The 21,408-nt window shown below is 39.8% G+C and carries 15 protein-coding genes and 14 tRNA genes; 8 read left to right on the top strand and 21 right to left on the bottom strand.

Features of this window, described 5'->3' with window-relative positions; genetic code table 11:
* Window positions 1-57: 57 nt before the first annotated feature.
* Window positions 58-1,266, top strand: a complete 1,209-nt coding sequence (locus M3166_RS13905; protein WP_251690471.1) for an MFS transporter — start codon at window positions 58-60, stop codon at window positions 1,264-1,266.
* Between the two features lie 165 nt (window positions 1,267-1,431).
* Window positions 1,432-2,394 (top strand): fumarylacetoacetate hydrolase family protein, encoded by a 963-nt coding sequence (locus tag M3166_RS13900; protein ID WP_251690470.1) that lies wholly within the window; start codon window positions 1,432-1,434, stop codon window positions 2,392-2,394.
* 63 nt (window positions 2,395-2,457) lie between these two features.
* Here the strand turns inward: M3166_RS13900 and M3166_RS13895 are convergent, their stop codons facing one another.
* Entirely contained in the window at window positions 2,458-4,305 is a 1,848-nt protein-coding gene (locus M3166_RS13895) for an SLC13 family permease (protein WP_251690469.1), read from the bottom strand.
* Between the two features lie 316 nt (window positions 4,306-4,621).
* On the opposite strand from M3166_RS13895, the gene M3166_RS13890 reads away from it, so the two are divergent.
* Window positions 4,622-6,112 carry a catalase gene (locus M3166_RS13890; RefSeq protein ID WP_251690468.1) on the top strand — a complete coding sequence of 497 codons (1,491 nt, stop codon included), beginning with the start codon at window positions 4,622-4,624 and terminating at the stop codon, window positions 6,110-6,112.
* Between the two features lie 408 nt (window positions 6,113-6,520).
* Here the strand turns inward: M3166_RS13890 and M3166_RS13885 are convergent, their stop codons facing one another.
* Together M3166_RS13885 and M3166_RS13880 are read right to left on the bottom strand one after the other, a co-directional pair.
* Window positions 6,521-7,450 carry an AEC family transporter gene (locus M3166_RS13885; RefSeq protein ID WP_251690467.1) on the bottom strand — a complete coding sequence of 310 codons (930 nt, stop codon included), beginning with the start codon at window positions 7,448-7,450 and terminating at the stop codon, window positions 6,521-6,523.
* Window positions 7,451-7,609: 159 nt separating this feature from the next.
* On the bottom strand, window positions 7,610-9,562 hold the full coding sequence (locus M3166_RS13880; RefSeq protein ID WP_251690466.1) for an S-layer homology domain-containing protein: 1,953 nt from the start codon (window positions 9,560-9,562) through the stop codon (window positions 7,610-7,612).
* A 139-nt stretch (window positions 9,563-9,701) separates the two neighbouring features.
* On the opposite strand from M3166_RS13880, the gene M3166_RS13875 reads away from it, so the two are divergent.
* Both M3166_RS13875 and M3166_RS13870 read left to right on the top strand, forming a co-directional pair.
* On the top strand, window positions 9,702-10,763 hold the full coding sequence (locus M3166_RS13875) for an S-layer homology domain-containing protein (RefSeq protein ID WP_251690465.1): 1,062 nt from the start codon (window positions 9,702-9,704) through the stop codon (window positions 10,761-10,763).
* A 141-nt stretch (window positions 10,764-10,904) separates the two neighbouring features.
* Window positions 10,905-13,058 (top strand): leucine-rich repeat domain-containing protein, encoded by a 2,154-nt coding sequence (locus tag M3166_RS13870; protein WP_251690464.1) that lies wholly within the window; start codon window positions 10,905-10,907, stop codon window positions 13,056-13,058.
* A 46-nt stretch (window positions 13,059-13,104) separates the two neighbouring features.
* On the opposite strand, the gene M3166_RS13865 is transcribed toward M3166_RS13870, so the two are convergent.
* Window positions 13,105-14,100, bottom strand: coding sequence for an MBL fold metallo-hydrolase (locus tag M3166_RS13865; RefSeq protein ID WP_251690463.1), 996 nt, complete (start codon window positions 14,098-14,100; stop codon window positions 13,105-13,107).
* 127 nt (window positions 14,101-14,227) lie between these two features.
* Window positions 14,228-14,737, bottom strand: a complete 510-nt coding sequence (locus M3166_RS13860) for a DinB family protein (RefSeq protein ID WP_251690462.1) — start codon at window positions 14,735-14,737, stop codon at window positions 14,228-14,230.
* Window positions 14,738-14,789: 52 nt separating this feature from the next.
* On the opposite strand from M3166_RS13860, the gene M3166_RS13855 reads away from it, so the two are divergent.
* Window positions 14,790-15,551 (top strand): IclR family transcriptional regulator, encoded by a 762-nt coding sequence (locus M3166_RS13855; protein WP_014824986.1) that lies wholly within the window; start codon window positions 14,790-14,792, stop codon window positions 15,549-15,551.
* A gap of 29 nt (window positions 15,552-15,580) precedes the next feature.
* Here M3166_RS13855 and M3166_RS13850 read toward each other — a convergent pair whose 3' ends face one another.
* A complete protein-coding gene (locus tag M3166_RS13850; protein WP_251690461.1) occupies window positions 15,581-16,795 on the bottom strand; it encodes an FAD-dependent monooxygenase in 1,215 nt (404 codons plus the stop codon).
* 239 nt (window positions 16,796-17,034) lie between these two features.
* On the opposite strand from M3166_RS13850, the gene M3166_RS13845 reads away from it, so the two are divergent.
* Window positions 17,035-17,985, top strand: coding sequence for a fumarylacetoacetate hydrolase family protein (locus M3166_RS13845; protein ID WP_251690460.1), 951 nt, complete (start codon window positions 17,035-17,037; stop codon window positions 17,983-17,985).
* Window positions 17,986-18,047: 62 nt separating this feature from the next.
* Window positions 18,048-19,172 carry a cupin domain-containing protein gene (locus M3166_RS13840; protein WP_251690459.1) on the top strand — a complete coding sequence of 375 codons (1,125 nt, stop codon included), beginning with the start codon at window positions 18,048-18,050 and terminating at the stop codon, window positions 19,170-19,172.
* Between the two features lie 403 nt (window positions 19,173-19,575).
* Here the strand turns inward: M3166_RS13840 and M3166_RS13835 are convergent, their stop codons facing one another.
* From M3166_RS13835 to M3166_RS13765, 15 genes are all read right to left on the bottom strand, one after another.
* Window positions 19,576-19,998: a hypothetical protein gene (locus M3166_RS13835; RefSeq protein WP_251690458.1), complete on the bottom strand. Its 423-nt coding sequence runs from the start codon at window positions 19,996-19,998 to the stop codon at window positions 19,576-19,578.
* A gap of 114 nt (window positions 19,999-20,112) precedes the next feature.
* Window positions 20,113-20,184, bottom strand: a tRNA-Glu gene (locus M3166_RS13830).
* A gap of 5 nt (window positions 20,185-20,189) precedes the next feature.
* A tRNA-Asn gene (locus M3166_RS13825) sits at window positions 20,190-20,265 on the bottom strand.
* 9 nt (window positions 20,266-20,274) lie between these two features.
* Window positions 20,275-20,351, bottom strand: a tRNA-Ile gene (locus M3166_RS13820).
* Between the two features lie 6 nt (window positions 20,352-20,357).
* Window positions 20,358-20,433: transfer RNA gene (locus M3166_RS13815), tRNA-Phe, on the bottom strand.
* Window positions 20,434-20,443: 10 nt separating this feature from the next.
* Window positions 20,444-20,519, bottom strand: a tRNA-Asp gene (locus tag M3166_RS13810).
* Between the two features lie 26 nt (window positions 20,520-20,545).
* A tRNA-Ser gene (locus tag M3166_RS13805) sits at window positions 20,546-20,638 on the bottom strand.
* A gap of 19 nt (window positions 20,639-20,657) precedes the next feature.
* A tRNA-Ala gene (locus M3166_RS13800) sits at window positions 20,658-20,733 on the bottom strand.
* Window positions 20,734-20,741: 8 nt separating this feature from the next.
* A tRNA-Pro gene (locus M3166_RS13795) sits at window positions 20,742-20,818 on the bottom strand.
* A gap of 23 nt (window positions 20,819-20,841) precedes the next feature.
* Window positions 20,842-20,918: transfer RNA gene (locus tag M3166_RS13790), tRNA-Arg, on the bottom strand.
* A gap of 27 nt (window positions 20,919-20,945) precedes the next feature.
* A tRNA-Leu gene (locus tag M3166_RS13785) sits at window positions 20,946-21,034 on the bottom strand.
* A gap of 4 nt (window positions 21,035-21,038) precedes the next feature.
* A tRNA-Gly gene (locus tag M3166_RS13780) sits at window positions 21,039-21,113 on the bottom strand.
* Between the two features lie 50 nt (window positions 21,114-21,163).
* A tRNA-Lys gene (locus M3166_RS13775) sits at window positions 21,164-21,239 on the bottom strand.
* 6 nt (window positions 21,240-21,245) lie between these two features.
* Window positions 21,246-21,321: transfer RNA gene (locus M3166_RS13770), tRNA-Thr, on the bottom strand.
* A 9-nt stretch (window positions 21,322-21,330) separates the two neighbouring features.
* Window positions 21,331-21,406: transfer RNA gene (locus M3166_RS13765), tRNA-Val, on the bottom strand.
* Window positions 21,407-21,408: the final 2 nt, after the last annotated feature.

Here is a 21,408-nt window from a genome sequence, read left to right as displayed (position 1 = left end):
TTGCACAACATGCTAAGTCTTTAAGATTCAAACAAAATAAAAATTAGGGGGTATTTAATGTTTCCAACATCCAAAAGAGGTTTTTTAAAGTTTTTAATTGTCCTGATCGCTTTCCAAGACGTAGCTGCTGGTGTAGCGGGATCAATTATGGCAGACCTTATTGTAGCCTTCCCGGAGTTTAGCCCTACTACTGTTATGTTAATTGCGACAATGCCAGGTTTGCTTCAAATTTTCCCTTCCCTTTTCTATGGTAAGCTAGCAAATAAATTTTCTAAACGTGCATTATTAATGACCGGTTTAATTTTATTCTTAATCGGTGGTATCATGCCATTCTTCTTAAGCAATCTGTTCGCAATTATTGTTTTCCGCGGTATATTAGGCCTTGGTGTTGGTATAACTTTACCTTTATCCATTGATATCATTACTGGTTTCTTTGATGGTCGTGAACGTGATTTCCTGATTGGATTCGGTACATCGACAATCGCATGTGTTGGGGCAATTTTCTTCCAAGTAGTTGGCGGTATGCTGGCAGACGCTTACGGTTGGAACTATGGATTCCTAGTATACTTATTCCCTATTTGGATTTTAGCCATTACTTTCCTGTTCTTACCGGAGCCGAAAAAACAAGATGTACCCAATGCTTCAATTAAAGATGTTCTTTTTAAAGCGCCAAAAACAGTATATGGCTTTACAATTGGGCAAATTATTTTCTCTGCCTTCATTTATGGCTATGTAACAAATATCTCAATTATTATTCAGACTGAAGGTTTAGGAAATGCGACGGAAGCCGGTCTGGCGATTTCACTCTTTACAACAGGTACATTAATAACAGGCTTCATCTTCGGTAAACTGCGTTCGGTGATACCAAACCTGATCGTACCATTTGGTGTACTGTTAACAGCTACCGGGATTTTATGGTGTTCTGCAGTAGGCAGTTTACCGATGATCTTTGTAGCAAGTGTACTCGGCGGCATGGGTTTAGGAATCGTACTTCCTGGCGTATTAGCACGAGTATCGGAGCTATCAAACATGGCAAAAGGGATTTCTTATGTCGGAATCGCTGCTGCAGGTCAGGGCTTGGGCGGTATTGTAAGCCCTTATATGTTTGCCACTCTCCTAGGTGTATTTGGCTTGGAAGGCGGACGCTCTACTTTACTAGTATCTTCTATTGGTCTATTTGTTTTAGCAATTGTCTGGGCAGTTATTATAACAAGAAAATCACCACTATCCATTAATGATAGTGAAGGCCAGACAGAAGTTGCTTAACATTAAAAAGCTGTTCGCTATGGATATCCCCATAGTTGAACAGTTTTTTTATTATTCATTAATTTTTATTGATTTCTTCTTTGTAAATCCATTAATTTACAACTAACTATTTTTTATTCTTTCATCTAAAATTACGTTAGCTTTACTATTTTAGGAGGGGTTGTAATGGGAATTAAATTAGTACGTTTTCAAAAAGGTGATTTGATTCAATGGGGTGTGTTAGAAGATGAACTATATGTAATCAACGGTTCTTACCGAACATTACGGGATATTTTAACAACGGGTATGGAGGATGTTGTTACTGCAAAACAGTCTGGTCATATTGTGAACCAAGCTGACATTACCATTCTTTCGCCTGTAACAGACGATGCAAACATTTACTGCCAAGGTACTAACTACAGCGCACACCGTGTTGAAGCCGGTTTTTCACAGCAGAAGCCGCCCTATAACCTATTATTTACTAAGGCTCCAAGTACGTTAACTTCTGCAACAGCAAATATCGTATGCCCTGCACATGTTCGCTTACTCGACTATGAAATTGAGCTAGGCATTATTTTGAAGCAGGACGTGACGGAAGCGGTTGAAGTGACGGAGCATAATTTAAAAGATTATATTGCAGGATTGGTTATTACGAATGACGTTTCAGCACGGGATGTCCAAATCGTTGAACAGCAATGGTTTAAAGGAAAAAGCTATCGCGGCTTCTGCCCTACTGGACCGTATCTTTACTTATTGGAAGACGGCGAAATTGATTATTTGGAAAAGTTGGAGCTCCATTTATCCGTAAACGGCGAGACACGGCAGCAGGTGAAAACAGATCAGCTATTGTTTAAACCGACTGAAACTTTAACCGAAATGTCGAGCATCTTTGATTTGAAAACCGGTGACCTTATTTTAACTGGTACTCCTGCTGGTGTAGGTCTACGTCTGAATGCTGATATTTTAAGCATTATTTATGATAACTCCATCTCATATGAAGAAAAAGTAGAGGCATTCTATAATTCACAAAAAGATAACGGCTATTTACAGCCTGGCGATGTGATGCGCCTGGAAATTAAAAGTGAAGATGGTGTCATTGATTTAGGCGTACAGGAAAATAAAATTGTACAGGCTGTTACAATAAAATAAAGAGGTATTTGAATGACATGCCTATTCAGATACCCCTTATAAAAATTCTACCTTCTGTACCGGTTAAAACGGAAACAGCAACGGTACTGCAATCATCATGACAATAAACATAATGACTTGTAACGGAACACCGACTTTAACGAAATCCATAAATTTATAGCCGCCCGCTGTTAAGACAAGGGAGTTTGTCGGAGATGCAATCGGTGTTGCAAACGCCATACTAGCAGCAGTTGCTACCCCAATCATGAATGTATACGGGTTCGCATCCATAGCAAGTGCTGCAGTGATGGCAATCGGCGAAAACAGTACCGCCGTTGCCGTATTGCTAACAAATTGCCCGAAAACAACGGTTAATAAATAAATTCCCATCAATACACCATATGGACCGAAATCACCGAGTACATTGATAATGCCTTCAGCGAGAATCGTCATCCCGCCTGTTTTCTCAAGCGCTGTCGCCATCGGAAGCATTGCCGCTACAAGTACAATACTTTCGAAGTTCATTTTACTGTAGGCATCATCCATATTGCGCAGACAGCCTGTAATAATCATAAGAACCGCCCCGATTAATACAGCAATGACAGCATCAAATACTTCAAACACCATAAGCCCGATCATCAGCAGCATGATAATACCGGCAATCGGTGCCTTTCCGTTTGCTGCAATAGCTCCTGCTAATTCGCGCGGCTGCCCTACTACGACCACATCCTGTGTTTCGCGGGACAACAGCTCAATTTCATCCCATGTTCCCTGCACTAAAATCGCATCACCGAAACGCAGCTTCTGATCGGCCATGTTCTTCAATAAATATTCGCCTTTACGGTTGATTCCTAAAATGTTTAAGTTGTATTTTTCACGGAAACCGATTTTACTAACCGTTTCCTTAATAAGACGTGATTGAGGTGTTAATAACACTTCCGCTACACCGATTTTCTTCGTAACGAGCTCTTTCGCATGATCTTCAAATGGCTGAACAGTTAATGCAAAATCATGGGCAAACTGTGCTACATCATCGGCCAAACCTTGTACATACAGCTCGTCTCCAACATGAATAATACTTGTCGGTCCCGCCAGCTCCTGGTACGTCATCGGCCTTAAATTAAGCCCTTCCTGCACAGCACCGTGTTTTATTTTCATAATATAAATATGATAGGTTGCCGGAAGTTTCAAATCAGCGAGCCTTTGTTCCGAGATTGTTGAATGCTCATTAACGACAACGCGAAACAGCTTATCATGCAAATCGTATTCCTTGGCAATTTTCTTTGGAGAGAGCTTATATCCCGCATTTGACTGAGATCGGTTTTCCTCATTAGGTAACAGCACATTACGTACTAATACTAAATAAATAATAACGGTAATCGTCGCGATAATTCCTATTGGAGTTATCGTGAAAAATCCAAGTTTTTCGAAGCCATGATCAATGAGTGTTTGTGAAGCGATCAAGTTTGTCGGCGATGCAATTAATGTCATCAGCCCCGACATGCTCGCAATGTAGGATAGCGGCATTAAAAACTTGGACGGACTGACTTTAATGCTGATTGCAATCGAAACTACAATCGGCAGCATTAACGCGACCGTACCAGTATTGCTCATAAACGCCCCGACAATTGCGACGATGACCAGCAGCAAAATAAAGAGACGGAGCTCATTATCTCCCGACCATTTCAATAGTAGATTTCCTGCCATACCAGCAAGTCCTGTTCTTAAAATACCTGCCCCGACAACAAATAGCCCTGCTATCATAATGACTACAGAATTCGAAAATCCTGCCAGCGCTTCAGCAGGTGTTAAAATATTTAATATAACAAATGATAATAATGCCATTACTGCGACAAGATCTGCCCGCAATCGATTCGTCGTAAATAAGATAATCGTAACTGCCAAAATGATAAAAGTTAATATAAGTTGCATAACCATGTCCTTTCGTATGGTAGTCGCTTTTATTATATAGGAAATAATAGGAGAACTCCCCACCTTTGTCGATTAATAAATAAAAAGCTATTATTAACTAAAATGCGGAGTAATATTTACCTTTTCTTGCTAATAAAAGGTATAATTTACTAGAAAACTATGTTATCAGAATCTTCTTTAATATCCATTATTAATAACTAATTCTTTAATATAAAGATTCCTTAAAAAGAATTATTATAATCTAGTAGAAATTATGATTTAGATTTGTTATATTATTTATGAAGAGTTTTTCAAAAAGATTTAGGAGGAACTATACATGACAAACGAACGTTTAACAACAATTACTGGTGCTCCAGTAGTATCGAACGATGATTCTCAAACAGCTGGTCGCCGTGGCCCGATCTTATTACAAGACGTATTCCTAATTGAGAAATTAGCGAATTTTAACCGTGAAGTAATTCCTGAGCGTCGTATGCACGCAAAAGGTTCAGGTGCATTCGGTACATTTACTGTAACTCATGACATCACAAAATATTCAAAAGCAAAAATCTTCTCTGAAGTTGGTAAGAAAACAGAAATGTTCGCACGTTTCTCAACTGTAGCAGGTGAGCGCGGTGCGGCTGATGCTGAGCGTGACATTCGCGGTTTCGCATTAAAATTCTACACTGAAGAGGGTAACTGGGATATGGTTGGTAACAACACACCTGTATTCTTCTTCCGTGATCCATTACACTTCCCGGATTTAAACCACGTTGTTAAGCGTGATCCAAAAACAAACATGCACAACGGTAACTCAAACTGGGATTTCTGGACTTCATTACCTGAAGCATTACATCAAGTAACAATCGTAATGTCTGACCGTGGTATTCCAAACGGCTACCGCAAAATGCACGGATTCGGTTCTCACACTTACTCAATGATCAACGAAGCTGGCGAACGCGTTTACGTGAAATTCCACTTCCGTTCTCAACAAGGTATCGAAAACTTAACAGGTGCAGAAGCTGCTGAAATTATCGGTAAAGACCGTGAATCTTCACAACGTGACCTATTCGAGTCAATCGAAAAAGGCGATTTCCCGAAATGGAAAATGTACATCCAAGTGATGACTGAAGAGCAAGCTCGCAACTCTAAAGACAACCCATTCGATTTAACAAAAGTTTGGTACAAGTCTGAGTACCCACTAATTGAAGTTGGGGAATTCGAATTAAACCGTAACCCGGAAAACTACTTCGCTGATGTTGAGCAAGCTGCATTCGCTCCATCAAACGTTGTCCCTGGTATTTCATTCTCACCAGACCGTATGTTGCAAGCTCGTTTATTCGCATACCAAGATGCAACTCGTTACCGTTTAGGCGTTAACCACCACCAAATTCCTGTAAACACACCAAAATGCCCATTCATGGTATATCACCGTGATGGACAAGGCCGTGCTGACGGAAACCGTGGTGCAGCTATTACTTACTATCCAAATAGCTACGGTGCCCTACAAGGTCAAACACAATATAAAGATCCTGCATTAGCTCTTGATGGGCCAGCTGACATCTACGACTTCCGTGAAGATGACAACAACTACTTCGAGCAACCAGGTAAATTATTCCGTCTTCAAACACCGGAACAGCAACAACGTTTATTTGAAACAACTGCTGCTGAAATGAACGGTGTTGAAGAATTCATCAAACGTCGTCACATTTTACACTGCTACTTAGCTGATCCAGCATATGGTGAAGGTGTAGCGAAGGCAATGGGTCTTTCATTAGATGGTATGGACCTTTCAAACCCATACGCTAATACGGTAAGTATGTACTAAGATTTACTCTATGAATTTAGCTTCTTGCTCAAATTGTTAAATTCAATAGCTATTCAATAATTTAGTTTTACTAGATTACGAAAGCGTTATTGATATCCAACTATAATCGCTTACAACCGCAAGTATCTGAGGGGATACTTGCGGTTTTTTTTATGGGAAAAGAGCTACCACATAACCCAAAAACCCATTTTTCTCTATGAGAAAAATGGGTTTTTTAGCTGTGCGTAAAATTGATTTCCATTCCGGGACGCTTTCCGCGGGCACGGCCAGAGCCTGTAGTCTCAGGCGTCGGTGCTCCTGTCGCTTCGCTTTCGTCGCAAAATAAATTTTGCTGTTCCCGTTGGAGTCGCCCTTCATTCCAATCAATTTTTAAAAGTAACCGTTTCTTACAAATATTTTTAACGCTATCTATGCAAATAATATTGTCGATAAATAAATAACAAACGTCACTGTTAAACAGCTGATAATCGTAGAAAACAGTACTGTCTGGGCTGCTGTTGCCGATTCAATATCATACTCAAGTGCCAAGCTCGAACTGTTTCTCGATGTCGGGAATGCACTTGCGATAAATAGCGACTGTGCCACTACCCCGTCTAAGCCCAATGCAAAAATAATAAGAAGTGCTGTTGCCGGGCCGACTATTAACCGTGTAAAGCAGCTGACAAAAATGGTTTTATTGAACATCGAACGCATTTCGATTGTAGAAAGCTGTGCCCCTAATGTAATAAGTGCAACCGCTACAAATCCGTCTGCAATATGTTCAAGTGGAATACTAAACGTTTCCGGAATCGGGACATGAAAGTAATTTAATGCCGCGCCAATAATAAGCGCATGGACAATCGGCATTTTCAAAAAGTCCCGGACAATTGCAATTCCTGATTTTGTTGATGAAATTAAATTATACAAGCCATATGTATACGTCGTCATATTCTGAAAAATAACAAGAATGACTTGTATCGCTACCCCAATTGGCTGGGTCGCGAAAATCATTTGGGCAACCGGAATCCCATAGTTGCCGGAGTTTATAAGTACAACACTGTTTTTAAAAACAGCCGATTCCTTTTTATCAAGTTTTAACAGTTTTGCGAGCAGCTGACTTAACAGCATTTGCGCACCGATAAATAAAATAATAAAAATTGTAATTTGTCCGAGCACACTCATTTCAATGGATGTTTCATAAATATTGATAAACACCGCTGCCGGCATGAAACAGTATGTAATGAGATGGGATAATGCTTTAAGGTTAAACTGAAATTTGCGCTGTAATATGGAACCTATAATAAGCAAAATTAAAATCGGTGCAACAATTTTGAAGAAAATCATCGATAAATAGACCATGCGAAAACTCCTTTTGTGCATGTGTGCTGTAGTTGTTAATTATAGCGTATTTGCAAAGGAATTGTCAGAAGATCTGACAGTTTTTCCGTTTTCAGCTTAGCGATTTTTTTCTTAAAAAAACCTATGATTTCCGGATAGAAAATCATAGGTTTGAGAATTTTATAAGTAATCGATTGCTATTAATGCATTGTAAAATAGTTCAGCAAACTCGCCGCGTGATAATGTTTTCTCAGGATTAAACGGACCTGCCCCATCAACAACCCCAAACAGCTCTAAAATCGCAATGCTTTGACGTGCTTCCAATGTCAGGTTTGTTACATCCGGATAGCTGAAGTTTAACTCATTATACGCCTTTGCCAAATCCTGATTTAAATAGCGGTACATGTTGGCAATAATGATGGCTGCTTCTTGCTTTGTTAGCGAGGCATTAGGTGCGAAACGGCTCGATGTGGCCCCGCTCATGATACCTGCTTCCAATAAACCTTGAACTAGTTTTAACTGCTGGGTATTTGCTATATCCAAATATTTTGATTTAGTGTTACTTGATACATCAAGTGCAGATGCAATCATCACTGCTGCATCGATTTTGCTTACTTGTTTATAGCTTTGAACTAGTCGGCTTTTCGTATTAAATAATATGCCACGCTTTGTCAGCTCTCGAATCGCACGTCCTTGATCATTGTTCGGAATATCCGTGTAAATAACTTGGCTGTTCGATGCTTTAAAAGTACCACCTGTCACTGTGCGGATAATGAATTTTGAGCCATCCACTTTAAATGATGCCGGTGATGTACCGGTTGATAGAACACGTTGAATAACTTGCGAAGTATTCGCTTTTAATTTAGCTACCGGAACATGAACTTCTACTGTACTTTCAAATGTTTTTGCACGGTTTCCTTCAGTAAATTGGATGTGCAGCTGATTATTCGTCACATTTAAAGATACACCCACAGTTGCTTTAGAAGTCTGTATTTCAGATGTAGGAATAACGATTTCAATCTCTCCTGCTTTTAAGCGCATATTCCGGTCTGCGATGTTTTTCACTTGAGAAGCGGTAATCTGTGTTGTATAACGCCCATTTTGGTATGTCATTGTTTCATATTGGGACCAGTTTGCCGTTTTTGGAATCGTTGTTGCCACTGTACTTGCGGAATCGTCCGGAATGTAAAGCGGGTCGTATGCCGGCTTCTCAATGACTACTCCGCCTGGCTTTATTTCATGAATATAATCAGGGTAATACGTATAAACAAGTTCAATATAACGCGGATCTCTCCACATAGTTTCAAGGCGGACAAGCTTTTCCAACGCTGTTACATGTCTCTTCGCTTCCGCCGATAAATTGTTGTAAAGGGAACGAGCTCTCGCAATTTCCTGTGTCGTCGAGCTGCGGCTAATATCGTTCATGTATACATCAAATGCATTGGCATCAAGCTTTGCCTGCTTCACAACCGTATTTTGATAAATAATATAATTCTCGCCATCAATTAATAGATGGAGGTTTGTTACAAACGACTTCGCAAAATCACTCAATGAATTGTACGCCAGCCGAATACTCTTGATCTGAGCTTCGGTATATTTTGTTTTATCGATACGTTTAATGCGATCCATCACGACTTTTGCTTCTTTTTCAGCTTGGCCCTTTTGCACAGCTAAACGGCTTTCAAAGTATTCCAGGTTTGTAACTACTCGCTCATCCACTAGCTTTTTTGCCTCGCTATTTAATGCATCGTAAGCTTTTCTGGCTGCACTAATCTCAGCAGGCGTTGGCTCATCGTTGAATGTTTGAATCATTTCGGTAACTTTTTCGGCGGCGATACGATTGGCGATTTGCGCTTCCTTCTTCTCCAAGTCTTCCAAAAGTACTTCCACTTTGCCGAAGTTATTAATTTGTTGGCGCAATTCCAGCGAAAGATTGTTATAAGCTTCCTGAACTTTTTCTAGTTCCAGTCTAGTCGAGTTTGTATTCAAACTTCCTATCGCTTTGTTAATATCTACAGGCGTTGAGAGAGTGTCTCCCAACATTTCGGTTTGCTCCGCCTCTACTTCCCCCATCATGCCAACACTTACTGGGATTGCAACTAAAGCAGCTAGCATTAACTTCGATTTATTCATATGTATCACTACCTATCTCATTTTATATACCGTATTTATTATATCGGCTCTTATCCCCTATTTTAGAATATAAAGTAAGTGGAATTCAGAGAAAGTCATGTTAAAGTAAAATTAATCCAATTATAAAGGAGGCTTTTTTATGAAACGCTTCTACTTAGCATTTATTTCTATTATTTTAGGGCTATCTTTTTTTACTTTTCCGGCTAACTCATTGGCAGCGAAGCAAGTGTTTAAAGATGTTCCATCAGACCATTATGCGTATGATGCGATTAAATGGGCATATGATTTCAATATTATAAACGGCTATGCTAACGGTACATTCCGTCCAAACCAACCGGTCACAGAACAACAATTTGCCCAAATTTTAGTAGGATACTTTGATTTGGAGCCTGTCTCGGGAGAACTGGAAAAGTTCACACCGAAAGCGATCCCATCTGATGCAAACTATAATACGCTTGCTGCCTATCAAGTACCTTTAAACGGCTATTTTCATAACAACTTCCGAGGAACTGCTGTAAAGCGTGGGACTGTTGCACAGGCAATTGCCTATATAGCAGATGGACAAACGACTTTAAATAAAGCAATCCGTTTTTTACTCGATCATCATATTTCTAACGGACAAAATGCAAAGTATGAGCAAACTAATTTACAGCGTTTTTTCGGTACAACAAATAATTTAACGCGTGCACAGCTTGTTCTATTTTTTTATAACATGCAAAATAAAAACTTCTTTTATCGTTCTGACATAGCAGAAGAAAGCTTTGCTAGTAATAGCCCTCTTTATCAGCGTGCTACCTCAGCCCGCAATATGCTAGATCGCTCATTACGCGCAGGTGCAAACTGGTCCCCTGCTGCCGACAAGAAGCCAAATAAAACTTGGGACGGCGAGTATACGTATTTTCATACTTACGGGAAAGGAGACTTGGATTCAAAGGGGCGTGTATTAACAATCTCTAATAGTACGAAAACCGGTTTCCAATTGATCTATTATACGTATGACGGCTGGGCATCAGGCACTATTGAAGGAACAGCGACATTCACAACCGATACAAAAGCGCGGTTATCCAAAACAGCAGATGGTGACCGTTGTGTTATTGAATTCGAACGGCTTACTAATAAGACAATTAAAACAACCGAGTTTTATTGTGAAGCCGGCCGTGATCAAGGAACAACATATAGTGGAACGCTCACTTTAGAGTAGCAAAAAGGTTCTTGTCTAATAAGGTGGCAGGAACCTTTTCAAGTTGTAATTTACCATTAAATAATATTTATTTAATTTTGAAACTTATTTCCAAATAATCCGTCTGTACGTTAATTCCAAAATAAAGAAAGGATTTAACCTATGAAAAAAATCATTATCTCCTGTGCGTTAATGCTCGTTTCTATTATCGGATTTTGCAGTTCTGCAACTGCTGCACCATATGAGACATACAAAAATTTTCATTATGTAATTTTTACAGCTGAAAATGGAAAACAAGAGGTACGAATTATTGGCTCTTCTGCACCAAAAAATTTAACTATTCCCGAAACAATCGCCGGCTTTCCTGTAACGGAAATTGCGGATAATGCTTTTGCGATTGATACAGAATGGTTTAATTATGATGCGCCTGATTATGAAGAGAGAATCGTCCATACCGTTAGTTTTCCCAAAACGTTGAAACGAATCGGTGATGGAGCATTTACAAATAACTCCCTTCAAAACGTTACATTGCCAGCCGGACTTGAAGAAATCGGGACAGAAGCTTTTATGGGGAATTCCATTTCATTCCTTACTGTTCCGGATTCTGTCACATCAATTGGTGCATCAATCGTCGGCACTCTATATAGCGATCGTAATGTAGAGGTGATTTTGCCTGCTCATTTACAAAGTAATCAAGACTACCAATATGAAAATTTATATTATGCCTTTACCGAACATAACGGAAAACAGGAAATTAAAATTACCGGCTTTGATGAAAACGCAGGCGCTGAGTCATTCAATATTCCGGCTGCCATCAACGGCATTCCCGTTAAAGAAATCGCACCATTTGCCTTTACAACTAAACACGCCATCGTTTCAGCTACTGACAACGCAATGAATAAAAAGCCATTTAGTGTAACACTACCAAATACAATTCGTGTTATCGGACCTTATGCATTTGCATCCGTTAATTACGATAAAAATATGCCGCTTCAACTTCCTGCTAGTGTGGAAGTAATCGGCAACAATGCGTTCAGCTTCAGTGAAAACATATTTTGGGGGAAAACTCTTGTCTTACCGAACAACTTGAAAACAATTGGTAAGGAAGCATTCAGCAATAATAAAATTGCCGGCGTCTCGATCCCAGACTCTGTTACGCACCTTGGCAAAAAAGCCTTTTACGCAAACCGCTTGTCACAAGTAAAAGTCGGCAAAGGGATTAAAACCATTCCAGACTTCGCTTTTGCGAACAATGGCATCACAAGTTTAACTTTACCGAATACATTACAGACAATTGGCCACAGTGCATTCCAGTACAATAAGCTGCCGCGCCTATCATTACCGAACAGCGTAACAAATATAGGACAGTATGCATTTGCCTTTAATAGTTTAACTGCATTAACGTTGTCAGATGGATTAAAAACTATTTCGGCCAATGCATTTGCCAACAATAAACTAACAGATGTAACGATTCCAAAATCTGTCGTGGCCATTGAAAGATTCGCTTTTCATACAAATAAACTTAAATCTGTGAAATTCCCGGCAACATTAAAGCTAATTGGTGACCAAGCTTTTGAAACAAACGAATTAACATCGCTAACACTCCCGGAAAATGTGCAAAGTATTAAGTACGGAGCCTTTAGCGATAATAAATTAACTAAAATCACCATTCCGTCAAAACTAACTGTGATTGAAAGCTTTGTATTTGCGGATAATAATTTAACTAAAGTGACGATTCCTAAAAACATTAAAGTTGTCGAACAATATGCATTCATAAACAATGCTTTAACATCTGTTTCATTAAAATACGGGTTAACATCAATGGGCCAGCATGCCTTTGATATGAACAGGTTAACTTCCCTCGTCATACCGGACAGTGTAACAGCGATGGGACCGTATGTATTTGCTAATAACAAATTAAAATCAGTCCAAATTTCTAAAAATATAAAAGTATTGAAAGAAGCTGCGTTTGCGAACAATGCGCTAAGCTCGGTTTCGATTCCTTCTAAAGTAACGACAATCAGCAATGGTGCGTTTTTCAATAATAAGCTAACAAAGCTGACAGTGCCTGCAAATGTCCAGTCATTAGAGTTCAGTTCAGTGCTTATGAATCCGCTGAAAACCATTACATTACAAGGTAAGAAAACAACGATTATTAAATCCGCCGACATTAATAAAGCATCTGCTAAATATGAATTTGGTATCAATACAAAACCGCTGAACAATCTTTATACAACGAGTAAGTATACAAAAGCTTTCGCAAAATGGAATCAACCTCAAACGACTCCGACGACACTTTATGTGAGATGGAAATAATACGCTATAACAAAAACAGCTGCCTCTCCCGGGCAGCTGTTTACATTTATTTTTCAATCAAACTTGTAACGGTAAAATACCATTCCCTGTCCCGCAACTCACGCACAATCAAACCGCGCTGTTCTGCCAGGAGCGTTAATCCGATAATTTCTGAAATTATAAATGTAAAATACTTCGCAAAACGGGCACCATAGATTGCATCTCCTAATTGTTTCGCCGTATGATTTCCTTCACCTATTTTGGATACAACCTTTTGCAGCTTGTATTCTATTTTACTTAAGCTTTTCTCCATCACTTCATTCAAGTTTTCATAAATCTCTTTATGTCCGGCAAATACAGTGCGCACATTGTATGCTTTCATTTTTTCAATCGAGTCTATATATTGGCTAATCGGGTTTGTTATGTCTCCTGATTCGTCATGATCGATTAAAGCATTCGTCATACCAGTAGCCAATAAAAAGTCCCCCGCGAATAGCCATCCTGTCTCCTCATCAAACAAACAAATTGAATCCGGTGAATGGCCAGGAGCAGTCATTACGCGTAATCCTCCGATTTCTTGCCCGTCTTCCAGTTTCATAATCGGTGGATAGATCATCACCTGTTCTTTATTTTGAAGGGTATTCTCCATTTTTGCCATTCGTTCACGTCCAAATTCTGGTACCCCGTATTGCTCATACAAATCATAGTAAAAGCTAAGCTTCTGCTGTAAATAATCATGCTCACACTTCAAACGAGGAATGGCAATTTCACTGGCATAGACAGGAATCGGGTAATCATTCGTTATTTGATTTACTACCCCGATATGATCATTATGAAAATGAGTTAAAATAATACCGGTAATTTGATTAATTTCTATATTATATTCTTTCAATTTCCTATAAAAAAACTGCTCAAATTCCTCATTTTTAATGCCCGCATCGATTAATGTATAGTCTTCTCCATTTTGGTAGACATAACAGTTAATACTCCCCAATCCACTATAGTCAGAAGGGAAAATAATCGGATAGACTGCTTTATTCCCTGTTTTTATTATTGCATCCACTTTTCCACCTGCTTCCACTGTTTTATACGCAGAAAGGGCATGCCCCGAAATTCATTCCAGACAGCCCCTCTATTGTATCTTTATAATACCTTACTATACGCACATCAAACAGTGGATACTTCCATTATTACTCTACCTTTTGCGGCTGTACCAATTCTAAATGGCGCTGCATTTGCCCTACGTGACTTTCAGTATGCAAAATAATTAGATGGTTGATTAAAAATGATAACGGCTTGCCATCAAAATTCGGGTTGTAGCTAGGTGCAGTTTTTTCTAAATCTTCCTGTTGCACTTTTGCAAAGCTTTCGTTCACTAAAGGAATGAGCGCATTGAGCCTTTCAATCGCTTCTTCCTTTGAAACAGTCGCTACATAATTTACATCTACCGCCGCTAAACGACGGACATGTTCATGGTTACGTCCCCATTTTGCTCCTGGTACGACTAATAACGCTTCTAAATCGGCTACCCAAAACTCGATTGCTTCAATAATATGAGCAGCGATTTGCATAACCGACCATTTTTCTTCGGATGGTTTTTTATACAGCACATCCTTCTCTGTTACACTTATTAGATCAACCATACTATTGATGCTTTTCTCGAAACTTTCAAACTTCTTTTCCATAACATTAGTTTTCATGATATAATCTCCTTATTTTGAATGACTTTTTAAGAAAGGTGAATAGAATACTATGTCAAGCAGTACTACAATCGGATCATTAGCATTAGGTATTCAAATTATCGATGTCGTTGCGCAAAGCGACCACCCACTACGTTTTTCCGATATTCAGGAACAAACAGGCATTTCTAAAAGTAATCTCTATAAATATTTAAATACACTTATCCAGTTAGATTTGCTTTATCGTGATCAAAAGACCGGTAGCTATTCACTCGGCTATAAATTTTTGGAATACGGGAATGCTGCCATGCAAAACGACGATTTTATCGAACGCCTTACACCCTATTTTAAAGAACTTAGCAATCTCACAAATATGACGACTTTGCTATCGCTTTGGGTAAATGATTCCCCGGTTATCACAAATATTTGGAATACGAATTTTGGCTTAAGTATCGGTGCGCAAGTCGGTACGAAACTGCCGATTAATTCATCTACAGGAAAAATTTTTGCGGCCTATGCTAATTCCTTGGAAATTACGAACTGGATTGAAGCTCAGCAAAATGAACTTGCCAATTTTGATGTTGCGGCTTTTCAACGCGAGCTGAAAGGAATTCGCAAAAACGGGTTTTCGTTTGCACACGAGCCTCTTGTCCGTCATGTTTCCTCTATCGGTTTACCAATACTCAATTACAAAAATGAGCTTGTCGGTGCCATCACAGTTGTTGGCTTTGAAGAGGACGTTCCTACAGACACTTCATCTGAAATGATGCAGCAAATTATTGATATGAGTAAAGAAATGTCGACTGTATATGGCTTTAAAGAGAAAGGGAACTAATCCCCTTTCTCTTTTTAATTTTCCCTTATTCAGCTCTTAACTTCACTTTTGCGTGTGTTGAAGTAATTATATAAAAAGTCTGCTACATCATAGTTTGTTTCCTTGTGACTGCCGAATAAATGATCACGTAATAACACAAGCGCACGGTCAAGGTCGTCAGCTGTATTTGCGTGAATAATTTCACCCCAGCGACGCGCTGAATTTTGTACCATTGCTGTGCGCGGCTGGCGCTCTTTCTGGTAGCGTAGAAATGCTTCATTGTATGTTGCTTCATTTTCCAGAGCTTCGCCTAATACATATGCATCTTCAAGTGCCTGAGCACCGCCTTGTGCTAAATATTGAAGCATTGGATGAGCCGCGTCTCCCAATAGTGTTACATTTTCATCTGTCCAGTTTTCAATTGGAAGACGGTGGAACATCGGCCAGCGGAATTGAGTCGAAATATATTTTAACGCACGTTCTACATCCGGATGTGCACCTTCAAAGCGTTGTTGCATTTCTTCCGGTGTACCCCAATCGCCTTCCGGTTTATAGTCATATGTTTTGAACACAACGACTTGATTATATAACTCACCGCGACGAACAGGATATTGTACTAAGTGTAAGTTTGGTCCAATCCACATAATAACGTCATCCATTGCAATATCGCCTTCAGCAGTAATCTCTTCAATCGGTAATGTCCCACGGTATGCTACATACTCTGAACAGATCATTTCGTCTTGAGAAAATAGCTTACGTACATTTGATTTAATACCATCTGCCCCGATTGCTGCTTCTGCTGTATAGGACTCACCACGTTGGTTAGTAATCGTTACTTGACCTGGCGTTTGTGATACTGTTTGGATTTGTTCATCGTTTTTAAATGAAATACGGTTATTTTTCAAACATGCTTCATATAAAACACGGTGTAGATCCGAGCGGTGCAATACAACGTACGGCTGCTTGAAACGCTCCTGGAAACCGTCAGTCAAATCAAGTACAGCTAATTCCTTTGCCGTATAAATATCTTTTAGCACTAAGCGCTTCGGTACGACCGCTACATTCAATATTTCTTCTTTAACACCTAATTGGTCCAATACATGCAGTGCGTTAGGTGCTAATTGGATACCTGCTCCTATTTCTCCGAATGCAGGTGCTTGTTCTAATACTGCTACCGTTTTATCTGTGCGTTGTACTATTGAAAGCGCTGTCGCTAAACCGCCAATTCCCCCACCAACTACAATTACATCACTAATATTTGTCATATCATTACCTCCGATTCTATAAATAGAGAACTTTGTTTACTTATAATGAAAATGTAACGTAAAAGAGAAACATTTGTCAATAATATTTCTAAATTTACTGATAATTAATTGATTTTAATAGGTCCTAAATCACTTATTTAAAAGATTTTTCTGAAAAATATTGACTTTACTACCTAAAGTACTTTATATTTTCTTTAAATAGAGAACTTTGTATTCTATTTCGATAAAGGAGGATAACTATGAAATTAGTCAACTATACAGTGAACGGTATTACACGTGCTGGAGCGATTGTGAAGGAACAAGTAATCGATTTAAACCATGCTTTTGAAGCGAAATTGCAAGCAGAAGGTGAATATCGTTATAAGGAAATTGCCCATGCTTATGTGCCGGCAACTACAGATGGAATTTATGAAGGCGGGAAAAAAACTATTGAATTGGCGCAACAAGCTGTCGACTTCATTTTAGAGAATCCAAATGCTTCTATTACAAAAGCGGTTTTTGATCGTAACGAAGTACATGTTGGAGCACCAGTATTAAATCCAGGAAAAATCATTTGCGTAGGTCACAACTACCGTGAACATATTCTGGAAATGGGCCGTGAATTGCCAACACATCCCGTTATTTTTGCTAAATTTGCCAACACACTTTTAGGTCCGGATGATGATATTCCATTCTATCCGATTTCTGAACAGCTTGATTATGAAGCAGAGTTTACATTTGTTATTGGCAAACAAGCCCGTAATGTTTCAGAAGAAGACGCCCTGGATTACGTAGCCGGCTATACAATTACGAACGATGTGACTTATCGTGATATTCAACGTCGTACATTACAATGGCTGCAAGGTAAAACAGTAGACGGTTCTGCACCGATGGGACCTTATTTATTAACAGCTGATGAATTACCGGATCCATCAGGGTTATCTGTTGTATTGACAGTGAATGGCGAAGTACGCCAGCAAACGAACACGGCTAACTTAGTATTTTCTGTACAAAAGCTAGTTGCTTTCCTTTCTAACTTAATGACATTAGAGCCGGGTGATGTAATTTTAACAGGTACTCCAGGTGGTGTTGGGGTTGCAATGAATCCTCCGACTTTCTTGAAAGACGGCGATGTTGTCCGTATTGAAATTGATAAAGTTGGCGCATTGGAAAATAAAGTGGCTGCTGCAAACGTTCCTGTAGGTGTATAACATTTCAGGACGGTAAACGGTTTTCTTTTTGCAAACAATTACTATTAAAGGAGTGAAGATGTATGGCAGGAGTATCAGAAGAAGTAAAAGAGTTTATGAAAAGTGACACGGTAAAGGATTTTACGAAAGACATTGAACAATATCATTTAGGTCCACTTTGGGAAGCCATTCCGGAAATTATGAATCATACACCAAAGCCACAAGCACAAGCTTACCTTTGGAGTGATGAACTAATTAAAAAGAAAATGGGCGAAGCAGCACAAATCTTTACACCAGATCGTGGTGGAGAACGTCGTGCAATCTATTTCCAAAATCCAGGATTAACATATCGTCAGCCATGGGGTTGGGCATCTACTACACAAACGATTTACGTAGCGGTCCAAATGCTGTTGCCGGGTGAAAAAGCCCCATCTCACCGTCACTCTCAATCAGCATTGCGCTTTATTTCTGAAGGACAAGGCGCCTACACAATCGTACAAGGCGAACGTATTTTCATGGAGGAAGGCGACTTTTTAATTACACCTAAAGGTTTATGGCACGGGCATGAACACGTTGGCGATGAGCCGATGTTATGGACAGACGCGCTGGATATCCCGACTTTATACGGAATCGGCGGTACTTTCTTCGATCCTTATGAAGGCGGTTTACAAGAGCCGAATATTCCGGATAACTTCACGGAAAAGCGTTATCGTGGAGGAATGGTACGCCCTGTCGGAGATGACAAGTATACAGTAGCACCACTTGCCAACTATAAATGGGATCGTACGGTTGAAGGAATTAATGGCTTAATGTCATTTGATCCGGACCCGCATCATGGTTTTGCTGTTGAATATATTAATCCTTCTACAGGTAAAGCAGCCAACCCGACATTAGGTACACGTATGCAGCACTTACCAGCCGGCATGCATACAAAGGCTTTACGCCACACGCACTCTACTGTTTATCAGGTGCATAGAGGTGAAGGCTACACGGTTATAAATGGTACACGCTTCGATTGGAAGAAAGGCGATTATTTCGTAGTTCCAAACTGGGCTTGGTATGAGCACTTTGCTTCTAAAGATTCCTACTTATTCTCTGTAAACGATATTCCGATTATGGATCGTTTTGAACTAGAAATCGAGCAAGCATATGAATCGAATAATGGGCACCAGGAAGTGACTGGAGAATTTAAAGCAGCATTCCGTTAATGCAGCATCTATAAAAGTTCTGCCCAATTTTTATAGATCGTAAAATTCTTCATTTATAATCACACAGTATAACAATTGAACTTTGAACAATTTTCCACGCATCCCTTTTATAATATATCTCAAAAAAACATCCTACATCGATAAATCGTCCATGCCGAAAGCGATTTGTCTGTAGGATGTTTTTTATTAAAGTATAAAGTTGTAATAGCTGTATGATTTACTATTTGTATGGCCTCATTACAGCTGGACAGTCTATCAGGTAACCTTCATTTTTCCCTTTACTAAATAAAAGGCTCTGTTAAATTAATTGTTGACTTTGAAATAAATAATTAGAGGAGCTCAGCAAATTAAGTTCCTCTAATTATTTTCCTTTCATGACAATACTCATACTAAATTTAACCTTTTAGTTTTCTAAATGAATAAAGCACTTTTCATATATTTCAATGGCTTCAATTTGTAAATCATTTAAATTAATCTTCAATTCAACTTCTAGCTCTTCATTTTCTTCTCCGTCCCAGCAGATGTATATTTCACAAATATCACCTTTCGGGAGCAATTCTTTTAGATAATGACATAAATCGAGAAAATTTTTTTTGGATTTTTCATAGTTATGTGGAGAATAAGCCTTATTATAGTCCGTCAATTCCCAAATAGGATTTGCAAATTGTAAAATCTCAAAGATATAAGGTGTCGTAAAATGCTTTTGTTTAACTATGTTAAGATGTTCTGCATCGGGGCAAACATAGTCAACTTCATATTCATGTTCTACATCACCTTCATTTAGTTTTATCGGAAAATTAAAGCCTATATAGACTATCATACTCATTTCTTCAAACTCCTTAACATTCAGTATTTCAAATAATTCCATATGTTGAATTCATTTTTAAATTAACAAAAAACACATTGCAAAATCTGCAATGTGTTTTCTTTCAAGTGTATATGACCCGTACGGGATTCGAACCCGTGTTACCGCCGTGAAAGGGCGGTGTCTTAACCACTTGACCAACGGGCCAATATTGGCTCCGAAGGCAGGACTCGAACCTGCGACCTGCCGGTTAACAGCCGGATGCTCTACCAACTGAGCTACTTCGGAATAATACTATGGTGGGCCTAAATGGACTCGAACCATCGACCTCACGCTTATCAGGCGTGCGCTCTAACCAGCTGAGCTATAGGCCCATAGTATGGTGGGTTTGGACGGAATCGAACCGCCGACACTTAGAGCTTCAATCTAATGCTCTACCAACTGAGCTACAAACCCATAAAAAAAATGGCGGTCCCGACCGGGATCGAACCGGCGATCTCCTGCGTGACAGGCAGGCATGTTAACCGCTACACCACGGGACCAACATCTAAAGTAAAAATATTAAAAATGGAGGAGGTAGAGGGATTCGAACCCCCGCGCGGTGTTACCCGCCTGTCGGTTTTCAAGACCGATCCCTTCAGCCAGACTTGGGTATACCTCCAAAGGGAATAAAATATAAATGGTGGAGCCTAGCGGGATCGAACCGCTGACCTCCTGCGTGCAAGGCAGGCGCTCTCCCAGCTGAGCTAAGGCCCCATTAATAATGGTCGGAATGACAGGATTCGAACCTACGACCCCTTGGTCCCAAACCAAGTGCTCTACCAAGCTGAGCTACATTCCGAATATGTCAGTAAAAATATATTATGGCGCGCCCGGCAGGAGTCGAACCCACAACCTTCTGATCCGTAGTCAGACGCTCTATCCAATTGAGCTACGGGCGCGCATTATTAGAGATAAGATTTATAAAATGGTGCCGAGGGCCGGAATCGAACCGGCACGGTGATCACTCACCGCAGGATTTTAAGTCCTGTGCGTCTGCCAGTTCCGCCACCCCGGCATTTTGGAGCGGAAGACGAGGTTCGAACTCGCGACCCCCACCTTGGCAAGGTGGTGTTCTACCACTGAACTACTTCCGCAAAATGCTTAAGATCTATTTACTCTGACAGTATGTATAATTTTATAAAACTGGTGAGCCATGAAGGACTCGAACCTTCGACCCTCTGATTAAAAGTCAGATGCTCTACCAACTGAGCTAATGGCTCTCTAAATGGTGCCGGCGAAAGGAGTCGAACCCTCGACCTACTGATTACAAGTCAGTTGCTCTACCAACTGAGCTACACCGGCATTTAGAAATGGTGGAGGATGACGGGCTCGAACCGCCGACCCCCTGCTTGTAAGGCAGGTGCTCTCCCAGCTGAGCTAATCCTCCAA

The organism is Solibacillus isronensis (genome assembly GCF_023715405.1).
Classification (GTDB): domain Bacteria; phylum Bacillota; class Bacilli; order Bacillales_A; family Planococcaceae; genus Solibacillus; species Solibacillus isronensis_B.
Note: the sequence above shows the minus strand (reverse complement) of the source record. Positions and strands in the feature narration are given on the sequence as shown.